General features: G+C 70.5%; 11 protein-coding genes. 7 read left to right on the forward strand and 4 right to left on the reverse strand.

The features are described from left to right. The first annotated feature begins 150 nt into the window (after positions 1 to 150). From ABZ386_RS14270 to ABZ386_RS14295, 6 genes are all read left to right on the forward strand, one after another. Positions 151 to 2,523 (forward strand): glycoside hydrolase family 2 protein, encoded by a 2,373-nt coding sequence (locus tag ABZ386_RS14270; RefSeq protein WP_358964827.1) that lies wholly within the window; start codon positions 151 to 153, stop codon positions 2,521 to 2,523. Beyond that, positions 2,520 to 3,566 (forward strand): LacI family DNA-binding transcriptional regulator, encoded by a 1,047-nt coding sequence (locus ABZ386_RS14275; RefSeq protein ID WP_351334527.1) that lies wholly within the window; start codon positions 2,520 to 2,522, stop codon positions 3,564 to 3,566. The genes ABZ386_RS14270 and ABZ386_RS14275 overlap by 4 nt, the downstream gene beginning before the upstream one ends. A gap of 100 nt (positions 3,567 to 3,666) precedes the next feature. Further along, complete coding sequence (locus ABZ386_RS14280) at positions 3,667 to 4,884, forward strand: acetyl-CoA C-acyltransferase (RefSeq protein ID WP_358964828.1); 1,218 nt, start codon at positions 3,667 to 3,669, stop codon at positions 4,882 to 4,884. Further along, positions 4,881 to 7,010, forward strand: coding sequence for a 3-hydroxyacyl-CoA dehydrogenase NAD-binding domain-containing protein (locus ABZ386_RS14285; RefSeq protein WP_351334521.1), 2,130 nt, complete (start codon positions 4,881 to 4,883; stop codon positions 7,008 to 7,010). Before ABZ386_RS14280 ends, ABZ386_RS14285 begins: the two co-directional genes overlap by 4 nt. A 162-nt stretch (positions 7,011 to 7,172) precedes the next feature. After that, entirely contained in the window at positions 7,173 to 8,624 is a 1,452-nt protein-coding gene (locus ABZ386_RS14290) for a cellulose binding domain-containing protein (protein ID WP_358964829.1), read from the forward strand. A 17-nt stretch (positions 8,625 to 8,641) separates the two neighbouring features. Further along, entirely contained in the window at positions 8,642 to 10,066 is a 1,425-nt protein-coding gene (locus ABZ386_RS14295; protein ID WP_351334516.1) for a polysaccharide deacetylase family protein, read from the forward strand. A 101-nt stretch (positions 10,067 to 10,167) separates the two neighbouring features. Here the strand turns inward: ABZ386_RS14295 and ABZ386_RS14300 are convergent, their stop codons facing one another. From ABZ386_RS14300 to ABZ386_RS14310, 3 genes are all read right to left on the reverse strand, one after another. Continuing rightward, positions 10,168 to 11,928: a glycosyltransferase gene (locus ABZ386_RS14300; RefSeq protein WP_358964830.1), complete on the reverse strand. Its 1,761-nt coding sequence runs from the start codon at positions 11,926 to 11,928 to the stop codon at positions 10,168 to 10,170. After that, positions 11,925 to 13,196, reverse strand: coding sequence for a nucleotide sugar dehydrogenase (locus tag ABZ386_RS14305; RefSeq protein ID WP_358964831.1), 1,272 nt, complete (start codon positions 13,194 to 13,196; stop codon positions 11,925 to 11,927). Before ABZ386_RS14305 ends, ABZ386_RS14300 begins: the two co-directional genes overlap by 4 nt. A gap of 209 nt (positions 13,197 to 13,405) precedes the next feature. Beyond that, positions 13,406 to 14,425 carry a hypothetical protein gene (locus tag ABZ386_RS14310; RefSeq protein WP_351334506.1) on the reverse strand — a complete coding sequence of 340 codons (1,020 nt, stop codon included), beginning with the start codon at positions 14,423 to 14,425 and terminating at the stop codon, positions 13,406 to 13,408. Positions 14,426 to 14,506: 81 nt separating this feature from the next. On the opposite strand from ABZ386_RS14310, the gene ABZ386_RS14315 reads away from it, so the two are divergent. Next, the gene (locus tag ABZ386_RS14315) at positions 14,507 to 14,878 is read left to right on the forward strand and encodes an NTP pyrophosphohydrolase (RefSeq protein ID WP_351334503.1); all 372 of its coding nucleotides are present in this window, start codon (positions 14,507 to 14,509) and stop codon (positions 14,876 to 14,878) included. Between the two features lie 58 nt (positions 14,879 to 14,936). Here the strand turns inward: ABZ386_RS14315 and ABZ386_RS14320 are convergent, their stop codons facing one another. Further along, positions 14,937 to 16,436, reverse strand: coding sequence for an amino acid permease (locus tag ABZ386_RS14320; protein ID WP_351334501.1), 1,500 nt, complete (start codon positions 16,434 to 16,436; stop codon positions 14,937 to 14,939). Positions 16,437 to 16,510 lie beyond the last annotated feature (74 nt).

The raw sequence follows: 16,510 nt of genomic DNA on the forward strand, positions 1-16,510 counted from the left end.
TTCGCGGAGAGGAACTCGGGACGGACGAGCACGTGCGGTATGGCTGGTTCGGCACTCTGACAGCGCTTTCTCAACCGGTAAAGTCCCATTCCCGCCAAGGATGCGAAAACCCGTACACGGCTCTTCACTACACCGGTTAAGGGAGTGGGCATGCTGGAGGCCACACCGCTCGGCGACGGATGGATCCTGCGGCACGGGTCGGAGACGCTGCCGGCCTCGGTGCCGGGCTGCGTGCACACCGACCTGATGGCGGCCGGGGTCATCCCGGACCCCTTCCTGGGCCGGAACGAGACGGACGTGGCCTGGGTGGGGCGCCGGGACTGGACGTACGAGCGGGAGCTGCCCGCCCCGTCGTCCGCGCAGGAGCAGACCGACCTGGTCTTCGACGGGCTCGACACCGTCGCCGAGATCTCCCTGGACGGGCGGCTGCTGGGCACGGTGCGGAACATGCACCGCTCCTACCGGTTCGACGTGACGGGCCTGTCCGGGCGGCTGTCGGTACGGTTCGTCTCCGCGTACGCCGAGGCCGAGGCCGTCCGGGGACGCCTGGGCGAACGGCCCGCCGCCTACGCCGAGCCCTACCAGTACCTGCGCAAGATGGCCTGCTCCTTCGGCTGGGACTGGGGGCCGACCCTGGTGACGGCCGGGATCTGGCGTCCGGTGCGCCTGGAGCGCTGGTCGACGGCCCGGATCGCCCGGGTGCGGCCCCTGGTGAGCGTCGAGGAGGGCACCGGGGTCGTCGAGCTGGCCGTCGAGGTCGAGCGGACCCGGGTCGAGGCGCCGCTCGCCGTGGAGGCGACCGTCGCCGGGGTGCGGGCCCGCGCGGAGATCGAGGGGGCGGGCGGGACCGTACGGCTGCGGGTGCCGGACCCGGAGCTGTGGTGGCCGCGCGGGTACGGCGGACAGCCGCTGTACGACGTGGAGTTGACCCTGCTGCACGGGGACGACGCGCTGGACGTGTGGCGGCGGCGGATCGGCTTCCGCAGCGTGGAGCTGGACCGGCGGCCCGACGCGCACGGCACCGGCTTCACGCTCGTCGTCAACGGCGAGCGGCTCTTCGCGCGGGGCGTCAACTGGATCCCCGACGACGTCTTCCCGTCCCGGATCACCCGCGCGCGCTACCGGGAGCGGCTGGAGCAGGCCGTCGGCGCCGGTGTGGACCTCGTCCGGATCTGGGGCGGCGGGATCTACGAGAGCGAGGACTTCTACGACGCCTGCGACGAGCTGGGGCTGCTGGTCTGGCAGGACTTCCCGTTCGCGTGCGCGGCCTACCCGGAGGAGCAGCCGCTGCGCGGCGAGGTGGAGGCCGAGGCGCGGGAGAACGTCGTACGGCTGATGCCGCATCCCTCGCTGGTGCTGTGGAACGGCAATAACGAGAACCTGTGGGGGTTCCGGGACTGGGGGTGGGAGCCGAGGCTGGCCGGGGACTCCTGGGGCGAGGGCTACTACCTGGGCGTGCTGCCGCGTGTCGTGGCCGAGTTGGACCCGACCCGGCCGTACACGGCGGGCAGTCCGTGGTCCGGGTCGTGGCGGCACCATCCGAACGACCCGGCGCACGGCACGCACCACTCCTGGGAGGTTTGGAACCGCGAGGACTACGCCGACTACCGGCTGAGCGTGCCGCGGTTCGTCGCCGAGTTCGGCTGGCAGGCCCCGCCCGCGTACGCCACGCTGCGCCGCGCCCTGCCCGGGGAGGAGCTCGCGCCGGACTCCCCCGGCATGCTGCACCACCAGAAGGCGGACGACGGCAACGGGAAGCTGGCGCGCGGGCTGGCCCGGCACTTCGCCGTGCCGGACGGGGACTTCGACCGGTGGCACTACCTGACGCAGGTCAACCAGGCGCGTGCGGTCGCGGCCGGGATCGAGCACTGGCGCGCGCACTGGCCGGTGTGCGCGGGCACGGTCGTCTGGCAGCTCAACGACTGCTGGCCGGTGACCTCCTGGGCGGCGATCGACGGGGACGGGCGGGAGAAGCCGCTGTACCACGAGCTGAAGCGGCTGTACGCCGACCGGTTGCTGACGCTGCACACGCGCGACGGCGCGCTGGAGGTGGCCGCCGTCAACCAGGGCGCCGGGGACTGGACGGGGACGCTGACCCTGCGCCGGATGTCCGTCGGGGGCGAGGCGCTGGCGCGGGCAGAGGTGGAACTGTCGGCCGGGAGGCGGAGCGTGGCGCGGGTCGGGGTGCCGGGCGAGCTGGCGCCCGCCGGGCCGAAGGAGTTCCTGGTCGCGGACCTGGACGGGCTGCGGGCGCTGCACTTCCCGGTGCCCGACCGCGAAGTCGACTACCCACGGCCGGAGTTCGAGGTGGCCCTCGCCCCGGGCGGGATCAGGGTGACCGCCCGCACGCTGGTACGGGACCTGCTCCTGCAGGCCGACCGGCTGGATCCGGCGGCGCGGGCCGACCGGGGTCTGGTCACGCTGCTGCCGGGCGAAGAGGTGACGATCGGGGTGCGCGGCTGGCGGACTCCGGACCCGGAGGCCGCCCGATCGGCCCTGTACTGCGTGGAGCCCACCCGATGACGGCGACGCCGGCCCCCCGCGTCACCATCAAGGACGTCGCCGCCCGGGCCGGGGTGTCCAAGGGGGCCGTGTCGCTCGCCTTCAACCACAAGCCGGGGCTGTCCGAGGCGACCCGGGAGCGGATCTTCCGGGCGGCGCGGGAGCTGGGCTGGGCACCGAACCTCACGGCACGGACGCTGGCCGGGTCACGCGTGGACGTGGTGGGGCTCGCGGTCTGCCGGCCGGCGCGGGTGCTGGGCCTGGAGCCCTGGTACATGGAGTTCGTCTCGGGCGTGGAGGGCGTGCTGGCCGAGCACTCCTGCTCGCTGCTGCTGAGGCTCGTGCGGAGCCTGGACGAGGAGGTGGGCGTCCAGGGGGCGTGGTGGAGGGGGCGGCAGGTCGGCGGGTCGATCCTGGTCGACTTCCGGGCCGACGACCCCCGGGTGGACCTGGTGCGACGGCTGGGGCTGCCCGCGGTCGCCGTCGGGCACCCGTCGCTGACCGGGGGGCTGACCTCGGTGTGGACCGACGACGCCACGGCCGTGACGGAGGCGGTGCGGTACCTGGCCGCGCTCGGGCACCGGCGGATCGCCCGGGTGGGCGGGGCGGCGGACCTCGGGCACACGGCCATCCGGACGGCGGCGTTCGACGAGGCCGCGGGGGCGCTGGCACTGGCCGGGGCGTGGCAGGTGGCGACGGACTTCTCGGGGGACGCGGGGGCACGGGCGACGCGGTCGCTGCTGACGGCCGCGCCGCCGGACCGGCCGACGGCGATCGTGTACGACAACGACATCATGGCGGTGGCCGGGCTGTCGGTGGCGGCGGAGATGGGGCTGCGGGTGCCGGAGGACGTGTCGCTGCTGGCGTGGGACGACTCGCAGCTGTGCCGGCTGACGCATCCGACGCTGTCGGCGATGAGCCATGATGTGCACGGGTTCGGGGCAGAGGTCGCCCGGACCCTGTTCTCGGTGATCACGGCAGGCGGTGAGGCCGAGTCGCATCCCGTGCCCACGCCTGTGCTGACGCCCCGGGGGTCCACTGCCCCGCCCGGCATTCGTGTGTGACCTTCACCGCTTGGGGCCACGGGACTGGGCAGCTACGTTACTCATAAGTAGCATGGGGTGAGCAAGCGCTCAGCGTCCTGGACCCTGGAGGAGAGCCATCGTGCCTCGTACCGTCAGGGACGTCGTCTTCGTCGACGGCGTCCGCACCCCGTTCGGCAAGGCGGGCCCGAAGGGCATCTACCACGAGACCCGTGCCGACGACCTCGTCGTGAAGGCGATCCGGGAGCTGCTGCGCCGCAACCCCGGACTCGACCCGAAGAAGATCGACGAGGTCGCCATCGCCGCGACCACGCAGATCGGCGACCAGGGCCTGACCATCGGCCGCACGGCGGCCATCCTCGCCGGGCTGCCGCAGTCCGTGCCCGGTTACTCCATCGACCGCATGTGCGCCGGCGCGCTGACCGCCGTCACCACGGTGGCCGGATCGGTCGCCTTCGGCGCGTACGACATCGCCATCGCCGGTGGTGTCGAGCACATGGGCCGCCACCCCATGGGTGAGGGCGTCGACCCGAACCCGCGGTTCGTCTCCGAGAAGCTGGTCGACGAGTCGGCCCTGTTCATGGGCATGACCGCGGAGAACCTGCACGACCGGTACCCGCAGATCACCAAGCTGCGCGCCGACGAGTACGCGGTGCGCTCCCAGGAGAAGGCCGCCAAGGCGTACGCCAACGGCAAGATCCAGGCCGACCTGGTCCCGATCTCCGTGCGCCGCACCAACCCCGAGGGCGGCGAGACCGGCTGGGGCCTGGTCACCGCCGACGAGCCGATGCGCCCGGGCACGACCCTGGAGAACCTCTCCGGTCTGAAGACCCCGTTCCGCGTGCACGGCCGGGTCACCGCCGGCAACGCGGCCGGTCTGAACGACGGCGCCACCGCCTCCCTCATCGCCTCCGAGGAGTTCGCGCGGGAGAACGACCTCCCCGTGAAGATGCGCCTGGTCTCCTACTCCTTCGCGGGCGTGGAGCCGGAGGTCATGGGCTACGGCCCGATCCCGGCGACGGAGAAGGCGCTGGCCCAGGCCGGCCTGTCGATCTCCGACATCGGCCTGTTCGAGATCAACGAGGCCTTCGCCGTCCAGGTCCTGGCCTTCCTCGACCACTACGGCATCGCCGACGACGACGAGCGCGTCAACCAGTACGGCGGCGCCATCGCCTTCGGCCACCCGCTGGCCTCCTCCGGCGTCCGTCTGATGACGCAGCTGGCCCGCCAGTTCGAGGAGCAGCCGCACGTCCGCTACGGCCTGACCACCATGTGCGTCGGCTTCGGCATGGGCGCGACGGTCATCTGGGAGAACCCGCACTTCGAGGGGGACAAGTGAGCACCACCGCCGAGCTTCTCAAGCAGGCTTCCGAGCTGTTCCCGGACGAGGTCGTCACAGTTGCGCACGTACGCCACTTCGACCTCCCCCTGGGTGCGGGCCGTTTCGCCCTGATCACCCTGGACAACGGCCACGACCACACCAAGCCGACCACCTTCGGCCCGGCCTCGCTGGCGAACCTGAACGCCGCGATCGACCAGGTCGAGAAGGAGGCGGCGGACGGCGAGATCGTCGGCGTCGGCATCACCGGCAAGCCGTTCATCTTCGCGGTCGGCGCCGACCTCAAGGGCGTGGAGATCCTCAAGGAGTACGAGCACGCGCTCGCCATCGGCAAGGGCGGCCACGAGGTCTTCAAGCGGCTGTCCAAGCTGGCCGTGCCGACCTTCGCGTACTACAACGGCGCCGCGATGGGCGGCGGTGTCGAGGTCGGTCTGCACTGCACCTACCGCACCGTCTCCGCGGCCGTGCCGGCGTTCTCCCTGCCCGAGGTCTTCCTCGGCCTGGTCCCGGGCTGGGGCGGCTGCACGCTGCTGCCGAACCTGATCGGCCCCGAGAAGGCCGTCTCGGTGATCATCGAGAACAGCCTCAACCAGAACAAGCAGCTCAAGGGCAAGCAGGTCTACGAGCTCGGGATCGCCGACGCGATCTTCGAGGGCGCGGACTTCCTGGAGCAGTCGCTGATCTGGACCGCCTCCGTCCTCAAGGGCGAGCTGGAGATCGAGCGCCCGGTGATCGACCGGGGCGAGGGCTGGGACCAGGCCGTCGCCAAGGGCCGCTTCATCGCGGACTCCAAGGTGCACGGCGCCGCTCCGGCCGCCTACCGCGCCCTGGACATCATCGCCGCCGCCAAGAACGGCGACCTCCAGCAGGGCTACGACGCCGAGGACAAGGCGCTCGCCGACCTCATCATGGGCGGTGAACTGCGCGCCGGCATCTACGCCTTCAACCTGGTGCAGAAGCGCGGCAAGCGCCCGGCCGGTGCCCCGGACAAGTCCCTGGCCCGCCCGGTCACCAAGGTCGGTGTCGTCGGCGCCGGTCTGATGGCCTCCCAGCTCGCGCTGCTGTTCCTGCGCCGCCTGGAGGTGCCGGTCGTGCTGACCGACATCGACCAGGAGCGCGTCGACAAGGGTGTGGGCTACGTCCACGCCGAGATCGACAAGCTGCTCGGCAAGGGCCGCATCAACCAGGACAAGGCCAACCGCCTCAAGGCGCTGGTGACCGGTGTCCTGGACAAGGCCGAGGGCTTCGCGGACGCGGACTTCATCATCGAGGCCGTGTTCGAGGAGATGGGCGTCAAGCAGAAGGTTTTCGCGGAGGTCGAGGCGGTCGCCCCGGCGCACGCGATCCTCGCCACCAACACCTCCTCGCTGTCGGTGTCGGAGATGGCGTCGAAGCTGAAGCACCCCGAGCGGGTCGTCGGCTTCCACTTCTTCAACCCGGTCGCCGTGCTGCCGCTGCTGGAGATCGTCCGCGGCGAGCAGACCGACGACGCCTCCCTCGCCACGGCGTTCGGCGTCGCCAAGAAGCTGAAGAAGACCGCGGTCCTCGTGAAGGACGCCCCGGCGTTCGTCGTGAACCGCATCCTGACCCGCTTCATGGGCGAGATCCAGAACATCATCGACGAGGGCACGCCGGTCGAGGTCGCCGAGAAGGGCGTCGAGCCGCTCGGTCTGCCGATGTCGCCGCTGGTCCTGCTGGAGCTGGTCGGCCCGGCGATCGGCCTGCACGTCTCCGAGACGCTCAACAGGGCGTTCCCGGACCGCTTCACGGTCTCCCCGAACCTCAAGGCGGTCGTCGAGGCGGGCAAGCGCGGCTTCTACGTCTACGACAGCGGCAAGCCCGAGCTGGACCCCGAGGTCGCCGCGCTGCTGAAGCAGGGCGACAGCGTCCTGACGGAGGAGCAGGTCCGCGAGCGCGTCCTGGACGCGGTGGCGCAGGAGATCGGGCTCATGCTCGACGAGGGCGTCGTCGCCGAGGCGCAGGACATCGACCTCTGCCTCATCACGGGCGCCGGCTGGCCCTTCCACCTGGGCGGCATCACGCCGTACCTGGACCGCGAGGGTGTCTCCGAGCGCGTGAACGGCAAGAAGTTCCTGGCTCCGGGCGTCGCGAGCGTCCCGGCGTAACGCGTTACCCCTGAGGGGGGTGGGGCGTGCGGTAACAATCCGCACACCCGCCCCCCTTTGTGCATGCCGCCACGGATAGGATCCTCACACAATCCGACCATTGTTTACCTGGCTCTGACGCTCTCCACCAGAGACCGCCGGATGTCCTCGAAGGAGTCTTCCGTGGCGTCCTCCCGTCGCCGAACACCCCGACGCCGGGTCTGGCCCAAGATCAGGCTCCTGCTCCTCGTGGCCGTGGTCGCGGCCGGCGGCACCGCCCTGTATCCCGTGTGGAAGGCCGCGAACCCGGACCCGCCCGAGCTGACGGTCCGCTACCGGACCGACACCCCGGCCACGGCCGCGGCGGCCAAGCCGTCGCTGGAAGTCTTCAACGACACGGACAGGCCCCTGCCGTTGAGCGAGGTGACGCTCCGGTACTGGTTCACCGCCGACGGCGCCGACAGCCCCTCGTCGTACGCCTTCAACTGCGTCAACGCCGTCTTCGGCTGCTCGAACGTCGCCGGGCGGGTCGTCGCGATGGACCAGCCCACCGACACCGCCGACCACTACCTGGAGCTGCGGTTCACCGAGGGCGCCGGCGACCTGAAGCCCGGCGCCAACAGCAAGGGCATCGACGTCCAGCTGTTCCGCACCGACCACAAGAAGCTGAAGCAGTCCGACGACCGCTCCTTCGACGCCGGGATGACGTCCTACAAGGCGGCCGAGAAGGTCACCGCGTACAAGCGGGGCGTCCTCGCCTGGGGCGAGGAGCCGGACGGCACCAAGGCGAGCGACGAGAAGAAGGCGACGGCGAAGGCCGCGGCACCCGACCCGCTGCCCGCACCGCCGGCCGACGTGCTGTTCGACGACTTCTCCTACCAGGGCCCCAAGGACCCCGCCCTGTTCAAGCACGGCTGGCTGGTCCGCACCAGCAAGGGCGGCCCCGGCATCGAGAACACCTGGTCGGCGGAAGGCGTCAGCTTCCCCACCGCCGAGGGCTCCCACGCGGACGGCCAGGTGCTCAACCTGCGGGCGAGCACGGACGGCACCAAGGCCGGGACCAAGCAGGCGAGCCTCGGCACGGCCGCGGCCAAGTTCCGCGACGGCACCTACGCGGCCCGCATCCACCTCAGCGACAAGCCGGCCACCGGTGACCGCGGCGACCACGTCAACCAGACCTTCTACACCATCGGCGGCAAGGGCTCGACGTACAGCGAGCTGGACAACGAGTACATGCCGAACGGCGGCTGGGGCCGGCCCGGGCCCAAGCTCGACACGGTGACCTGGTACGACCACAAGACGAACGACCGCGTCTACGAGACCACGAACAAGAGCCTCGACGCCTGGCACACCATGCTGATCAGGGTCAAGGACGGGGTCGTCGCCTACTGGCTCGACGGCAAGAAGCTCTTCGTCAGCAGCGGGAAGTACGCCCCGCGCGCGGACATGTCCGTGAACTTCAACCACTGGTTCATCGATCTGCCGTTCAAGGGGGAACGCGCCTGGGACATGAAAGTCGACTGGCTGTACTACAACGCGAACGAAACGCTGTCGGCGAAGGAAGTCCAGTCCCAGATCGAGGGCTTCACGAACGACGGCATGCACTACTTCGACACGGTCCGGGGGTCCCGGTGAGGAAGAAACAACCAGTGGTGAGCCGGCGCAGGGCGCTGCTCCTGGGCGGAACGGGCGGGGCCGCCCTGGCGGGCGGGGGTGCCTGGCTGGGGAACGTGGCGGCGCAGCCCGCCGCAGCCGAGGCGGTCGAGGCCGCCATCGGCGGACTGACCACTCCGCCGGCCTACGCCCCGTCGGGCCGCCGTCCCAAATACCGCCGGGCCAGTTGGTCCCAGCAGTTCCAGTCCGGCCACGGCTGGACCCCCGGCGGCGCGGGCACCGCGTCGGCCGAGGCGAACGACAAGTCCGTCTTCGTCCGCGGCACCCAGTCGGTCCGGGTGACCACCAACGGCACCGGCAAGCAGTCGTACGTCCGTAAGACCGGCCTGCCCGCGATGAGCCTGAGCGGCAAGATGATCCGCCTGGTCTTCCGCGTCGACGACGTGACGAACCTGGCCAAGATGGTGTTCTACCTGGGCAGCGGCTCCCTCGCGAACCACTTCTCCTGGGCATTCCACGCGCACTCCAAGACGGCGGCCAACTACGTCCAGTCCGGGGAGTGGGTGACGGTCCACCTCCAGTGGGCGGACGTCAGCGGGGCGGCCGGCACGTACTCCATCGGCGCCGGCGGCAAGCCGTCCACGAAGACCGGCTTCACCGACCTGTCGTTCGCCGTGTACGACAACGCGGGCGGCCCGGTCACCTACCGCCTCCAGGCCGTGGAGCTGATCCCGGACACCGTCTCGGTCTTCCCCAAGGGCGTCGTCTCCATCACCTTCGACGACTCCCACAAGTCCATCCACGACCTGGCCCGGCCGGTCATGGACCGCTTCGGCTTCCCCGGCACGGTCTACAACATCGCCGACGCCATCGGCACCGGCAGCTTCCTGACCGTGGGCCAGATGCGGTCCATGCAGGACTTCTCCGGCTGGGAGATGGCGGGCCACTCGTACGCGAACGCCGTCCACACGGCCAGCTACCCCAAGCTCACCGCCGAGCAGGCCGACGACGACTTCCGCAAGCTGCGCGAGTGGCTGGTGTCCAACGGCTTCACCAGCGAGCACTTCGCCTATCCGCACGGGGCGTTCCAGAAGACGACCGACGGCGTCCCGGTCGACCAGATCGCGAGCCGGCACTTCACCACGGCCCGCTCGATCATCTCCGAGACCATCGAGTCCTTCGCCCCGGCGATGCCCTACCGCCTCAAGGCGCTGACCGGTATCAACGACGGCACGGGCATCGGCGGTACGGCGCTGTCGAAGCTGACGGGCGCGGGCGGCCGGCTCGACCGGTGCGTGAACAGCGGCGACTGGCTGATCCTCTGCCTGCACAAGGTCGTCGACGGCGCCCCCGCGACGAGCACCGAGATCGGCAAGGCGGGCCTGGAGACGCTGATGAAGGCGATCGACGACCGGGACATCCCGGTGCTGACGGTCGAGGAGGCGATGGCCTCGTACACCTGAGGCCCGGGACCACGGGAGCACGAGAGACGGGACCACGGGAGCACGAGAGAGGGGCGGCCTCCCGGCCGCCCCTCTCTTCGTCTCTTCGTGCCGCCGCGGCGCTACCAGCCGCCGCCCTGCCCGTAGCCATGGCCCTGGCCTTGTCCCTGACCCTGCGGCCAGGAGGGGTCCGGGTACGGATGGCCGCCCTGCTGCGGGTACTGCTGCTGGTACGGGTCGTGGTACCCGGGCTGTCCGGCGTATTCGCCCTGCCACTGCTGCTGGCCGGCCGGTTCCGGCGTCCCCCAGCTCACGCGCTGCTGCGGGACCGCCGCGTGCTGCTCCTCGTCGTAGCCGGGGATCGGCTGCGGCTGGGAGGGGATGCCGCCCGCCGGGCGGGGCCGGGTGCGCAGCGCCACGCCCTCCAGACGCATCAACTGGAGCGTCTCGGTGACCTTCTTGTCGGAGTACGGGTCCTCTTCCTCGAAGATCTCCGTCACGTCGTGCTCGTGGTCGCCCGCCACGGACACCTCGACACCGCCCTGGCGGGTGCCCCAGCTGCCCTTGTGGAGGGTGAACAGGGCGTAGAAGCGCAGCGGCGTCAGCAGCGTCAGCTGGATGACGCCGTAGATCGGCGCGAGCAGGAACATGCCGAAGCGCTTGACGAAGCCCATGCCGCGGCGCGGGAAGTCCAGGTAGCGCACATTGCGGAGGTAGCCCATCAGGACCATGAAGACCAGGTAGTCGCCGATGTGGTTGACGAACTGCGCGGGCTTGATGATGGGCAGGATGACCATCGAGTAGAACATCGCCGAGCCGAAGACCAGCCACAGCGCGAGTTCCATGCAGGTCAGCCAGAAGGCCGGGCGGTACTTCTTCTGGTGCCGGAACGCCCACAGCGACTCGCGGAAGAAGGACTTGTTCCAGCGGACCTGCTGGCGCAGGAAGTGCGGCAGCTTCTCGGGGACGGCGGTGTAGCCGACGGCGGTCTCCTGGAAGACGACCTGGCCTTCCATCAGGCAGTAGTTGGTCATGCGGCGGTCGTCGCCGAAGACGGCCGGCTTGCCCAGGAACTGCTGGTTGAGGAAGTCCGGCAGGTACTTGCGCACCAGCGTGCCGCGGTAGGCGGACAGGGCGCCGCAGCAGCACAGCACCGACTTCAGCCGCGAGTACGCGGCCCGCTCGAAGAGGAAGGAGTTGCCGTAGCGCAGGTCCTGCAGGCGCGTGAAGATGTTGCTGTCGTGGTTGAGCGCCAGCACCATGCCGGTGGAGGCCATGATCTTCTCGTCGGCCAGCGGCAGCAGCAGCTCGCGCACGGTGTCCCGGGAGAGCACGGTGTCCGAGTCGACGCAGAGGAAGATGTCGGAGTAGGGCGCGGCCTCGAAGCCCAGCGCCAGCGCCTCGCGCTTGCCCTTGTTCTCGGGCTGCACGCTGACGGTGTACTTGACGCCCTTGGCCTCGAACTCGCGGCGCAGCTTCTTCGCCGCCTTGATGCCGGAGTCGTTGGCACTGGCGTCGTCGATGATGTGGATCTCGTTCGGCAGGCGGCTCTGCGCGAGGAGGCTGCGCATGCCCTGCTCGAACATCACCGGGTCCTCGTTGTAGATCGGGATGACCGCGGTGACCCAGGCGTTCTCCAGGTACTCCAGCTCCTCCCGCCCGGCCTTGGCCGGACGGTAGAAGAGGGCGCCGAACATCTTCAGGGACAGCAGGCCCATGGCACCCATCGAGTACAGGTGCAGGGAGCCGGCGTCGAGCCGGGTGGCGATCAGCGCGGCCAGGCCCAGGAAGACGAAGTACGAGACCTTCAGGTGCCGCCGCTTGCGGTGCGCGCGGCGGCCGGAATCGACGGCCCCGGGTATGTACGTGTCTTCGGAAGTCACAGCTTGACCACCCGCGGGTGGTCGGCGGACTTGCCCCGGGTGTCGAACAGCGCCCGGGCCCGGTCGGCGAGCTCCTCCACGTCGATCTCGCGGTGCGGCTGGAGCAGGATGGTGAGGTCGGCGGCCTCGGCGGCGGCGAGGTAGTCCCCGGCCCGTTCGACGGGCGCGCCGCCGACCTGCCAGTCCTCGACCCGCGGGTCGAAGTAGACCAGTTCGGCGCCGCGCGCGAGGAGGTTCTCGGCGACGGCCATCGCGGGGCTCTCCCGCTGGTCCGAGATGTCGGGCTTGTACGTGACACCGAGGAGCAGCACGCGGGATCCGCGCACGGCCTTGCCCTGGTCGTTGAGGAGATCGGCCGCGCGGTTCACCACGTGCACGGGCATGCGCTGGTTGATCTCCTGCGCCAGCTCCACGAACCGGAACGGGATGCCCAGCGAACGCACCTTGTACGACAGGTAGTTGGGGTCGATCGGGATGCAGTGTCCGCCGACGCCGGGGCCGGGGTAGAAGGGTGCGAACCCGAACGGCTTGGTGGAGGCGCACCGGATGGCGTCCCAGAGGTCGACGCCGATCTCGCGGCAGAACATCGACATCTCGTTGACGAGCGCGATGTTGACGTGCCGGTAGGTGTTCTCCAGGAGCTTGGCCATCTCGGCCTCGCGGGTGCCCTTGGCCTCGACGACGCGGTTCACGAAACGCTCGTAGAGGGCGCGGGCTGCCTTGGTGCAGTCGGCCGTGATGCCGCCGACGACCTTGGGGGTGTTCTCCAGGCCGAAGGAGGCGTTGCCCGGGTCGATGCGCTCCGGGGAGAAGGCGAGGTGGAAGTCGGCGCCGACGCGCAGCGCGCCGGCCTCCAGGCGCGGGCGGACGACCTCGTCGGTCGTGCCGGGGTACGTCGTGGACTCCAGCACGACGAGCGTGCCGGCCCTGAGGTGGGCGGCGATGTCGTCGACGGCGGCGTGCACCGCGCCGAGGTCGGGGGCCCCGTGCTCGGTGAGCGGCGTCGGGACGCACACGACCACCGCGGCGGCCTCGGCGATGACCTCCGGCCGGTCGGTGGCCTCGAAGCCCCGCTCCCGCATGGCGCGGACATCGGCGTCGCTGATGTCGTCCACATGCGACCGGCCGGCGTTCAGCCCGTCGACGACCCGTCGGCTGCGGTCGAGACCGACCACCTTCAGGCCTGCGGCGGCCGCGGACCTGGCCAGCGGCAGCCCCACGTAACCGAGTCCGACCACGACAAGATCCACCGTGGAGGATCTGCTCACGACATCATTCCCAACCCCGGTTGCCACGGCCCCGGCCAGACGCACAGCAACCGGCCCCCCGAGCAAATTCGAACAAGTCCGAGGAGGTTAACAAGACCTTCACTTTTTGACCACGTTCACCCGAGGTGCGTCTCGTCACGCACACATCCGTACAACCCTTGACACATTTCGTGTGTCTGGAGCGACGGGAGCCTCAGGAAGAACGGGTGTCAGACCTCCCGCCAGGCCTCCAGCGCGAGCCCCGGCTCGTCCTTGCGACGGGTGAGCAGCAGCGTGCCGGTCGACGGGGAGAGGGAGGCGGCGACGACCTCGTCGTGCTCGTCGAGCGCCAGGGACACCATGGCGTCGGCGGGCAGCTGGGGGCCGGACTCGGTCCACCAGGCGCCGGCCGACTCCTGCTCGGTCGGATAGGCGGCGAAGGCGACCCGGCCGCTCGCCGACCGCTGGGCGAGCACGGTGCAGTCGTGCCCCTCGATGTCGCAGCGCACGGCGGAGACCGGGCCCGGTCCGGCGGACGCGAGGAGGGTCACCGGCTTCTCGCCCGGCCGCCAGGCGCACAGGTCACCGGACGTGTCCGTGAAGAAGACGGTGGTGTGCTCGGCGGACGTGGCGAGCGCGCGCAGGGTCCCCGGACGGACGGGGACATCGACGCCCTCGGTCTGCACGGGCTTCTTGCCGTCCCCCTCCTGCCGCCAGTGCAGGATCCCGCCGGGCACGCAGGCGTACAGCTCCACGTACCCCGACTCCCCCGTCACGGCGGCCAGTTCCCCGTCGACGTCGTGCCCTTCGAGGTCCAGCCAGCCGCCCCAGCCGCCCTTGACCTTCTGGTTGCGCAGGCTCACCCCGCCGGCCGCGTTCCGGACGAAGACATAGCCGCGCCCCGCGCCGTCGACGGCTACGGCCGGCGGCCCCGTCCGGTCGCCCTTCTTGTCCGGGTGCCCGATCGGGATCCAGTCCAGGGGCGCGAGCCCGGGCCGGAAGTGCGTGGAGTGCACCAGCCCCGACTCCCCGGGCACGGTGGGCCGCCAGGCGGCCAGGTGGGCGTACCCGTCGGCGCCCTGGCCGACCGCCGGGCCCGGGTGCAGCTTCTGGTCGCCGCCGACCCTGCGGGGGGTGTCCTCCCAAGGGCCCGCGGGGCCGCGCTCCGCGCGGCACAGGACGGCGTCGCCGGAGGGCAGATAGACGCTGAGGCGGCCGTCGCGGCCGCGGAGGAGCCAGTCGCCGTTCACCAGTTCACTTTATGCGGGCCGGACCGCTCGGCGCGCGGCCCGCCCCTGCCGGGGCGTCATCCCGCGTGCGACCCTGGCCACATGAACGACACCCTGCCTCTCCTTGTCGTCGTCGACGCCGCGAACGTCGTCGGGTCGGTGCCCGACGGGTGGTGGCGGGACCGGCGCGGGGCCGCGGAGCGGTTGCGGGACCGGCTGGCGGCGGACGGGGTGCCGGGGCAGGACGGGCCGGTGGAGGTCGTGCTCGTGGTGGAGGGGGCGGCGCGGGGGGTGGAGTCCGTGCCCGGGGTGCGGGTCTCGTCGGCGCCGGGCAGTGGGGACGATCACATCGTGGAGGTGGTCGCGGAGGCCGGGGCGCGGCCGGTGCTGGTGGTGACGGCGGACCGGGAGCTGCGCAGGCGGGTCGCGGAGCTGGGGGCGGAGGTGGCCGGGCCCCGTACGGTGCGTCCGTAGGGGCCCGGTGCCGGCAACCAGGGCCAGGGCGTTGGGCAACCCGGTAAAGCCATCAGAGCTAGAGCGTTTGCCCGGGCTTTGTTTCCTCTCCCTGGGCGAGGCGGCTGTGGGTGCGGCCATAGAGGAAGTAGAGGACGAATCCGGCGGCCATCCAGATGCCGAACCGTACCCACGTCTCGGCGGGCAGATTGATCATCAGCCACAGGGAGGCGCACACCGACAGGATCGGGATGACCGGCACCCACGGGGTGCGGAAGGACCGGGGCAGGTCGGGGCGGGTGCGGCGCAGGACGATCACGCCGATCGCGACGACCACGAAGGCGAACAGCGTGCCGATGTTCACCAGGGCGGCCAGCTCGGTCAGCGGCGTGAAGCCGGCGAGGATCGCGATGACCACGCCGAGCAGGATGGTCGGCCGGTGCGGGGTCTTGAAGCGCGGGTGGACGCGGGAGAAGAACCGCGGCAGCAGCCCGTCGCGGCTCATCGCGAAGAAGACACGGGTCTGGCCGAGCAGCAGGATCATGCACACCGTCGTCAGGCCGACCGCGGCCCCGAAGCTGATGAAGCCCGCGTACCACGGGTGCCCCGTCGCCTTGAACGCGTCGGCGAGCGGTGCGTCCACGGACAGTCGGCTGTAGTGCTGCATGCCCGTGACGACGATCGACACGAGGACGTACAGCGTGGTGCAGATCAGCAGCGAGCCGAGGATGCCGCGCGGCATGTCACGCTGCGGGTTCCTGGTCTCCTCCGCGGCCGTCGCCACCACATCGAAGCCGATGAAGGCGAAGAACACGACGGAGGCGGCGGTGAAGATGCCCATGACGCCGAAGTTGGACGGCGCCCAGCCGAACATGAGCTGGATCAGTGGCGAGTCCAGACTGGACCCGGCCTCCACCGGCTTCTCCTTCGGGATGAACGGGTCGTAGTTCTCGCCCTTGATGAGGAACGCGCCCGCGATGATCACGACGAGGACGACCGTCACCTTGATGGCCACGACCAGCGAGGTGATGCGCGCGGACAGCTTCATGCCGAGCACGAGGATGACGGTGAGGACGAGGACGAGCGCGGCGGCGAGGATGTCGAAGCCGAAGACGTCCGAGCCCTCTCTGCTGCCCAGGGCCGCCGGCATCTCCCAGCCCGCGTTGTCCATGAGCGACTGGATGTACCCGGACCAGCCGACGGCCACCACCGCCGTCCCGAGCGCGAACTCCAGGACCAGGTCCCAGCCGATGATCCAGGCGGGCAGTTCGCCGAGGGAGGCGTAGGAGAACGTGTAGGCGGACCCGGCGACCGGGACCGTGGAGGCGAACTCGGCGTAGCAGAGCGCGGCCAGCGCACAGGCGACGCCGGCCGCCACGAACGCCAGGGCCACCGCGGGTCCGGCGTTGTTCTTGGCGACCGTGCCGGTGAGAACGAAGATGCCGGTGCCGATGATCACACCGACGCCGAAGACGGTCAGATCCAGCGCGGACAAGGACTTCTTGAGCGCGTGCTCTGGCTCCTCGGTATCGAGGATGGACTGCTCGACCTTCTTCGTCCGGAAGAGGGTGCTGCTCACGGGGTACCTCCCACGCTTGTCGTCCTCGACATGATCGAGAGGGGGCACCGTTCGTATGCCCCGGCGGGGAAGGA

Source organism: Streptomyces sp. NPDC006140, from assembly GCF_040628815.1.
In the GTDB taxonomy this organism is placed as follows: domain Bacteria; phylum Actinomycetota; class Actinomycetes; order Streptomycetales; family Streptomycetaceae; genus Streptomyces.

What these genes read in the sequence shown, in the direction of transcription:
- ABZ386_RS14270 (WP_358964827.1), top strand. Translation starts at nt 151, where the DNA reads ATGCTGGAGGCCACACCGCTCGGCGACGGATGGATCCTGCGGCACGGG.
- ABZ386_RS14275 (WP_351334527.1), top strand. Translation starts at nt 2,520, where the DNA reads ATGACGGCGACGCCGGCCCCCCGCGTCACCATCAAGGACGTCGCCGCC.
- ABZ386_RS14315 (WP_351334503.1), top strand. Translation starts at nt 14,507, where the DNA reads ATGAACGACACCCTGCCTCTCCTTGTCGTCGTCGACGCCGCGAACGTC.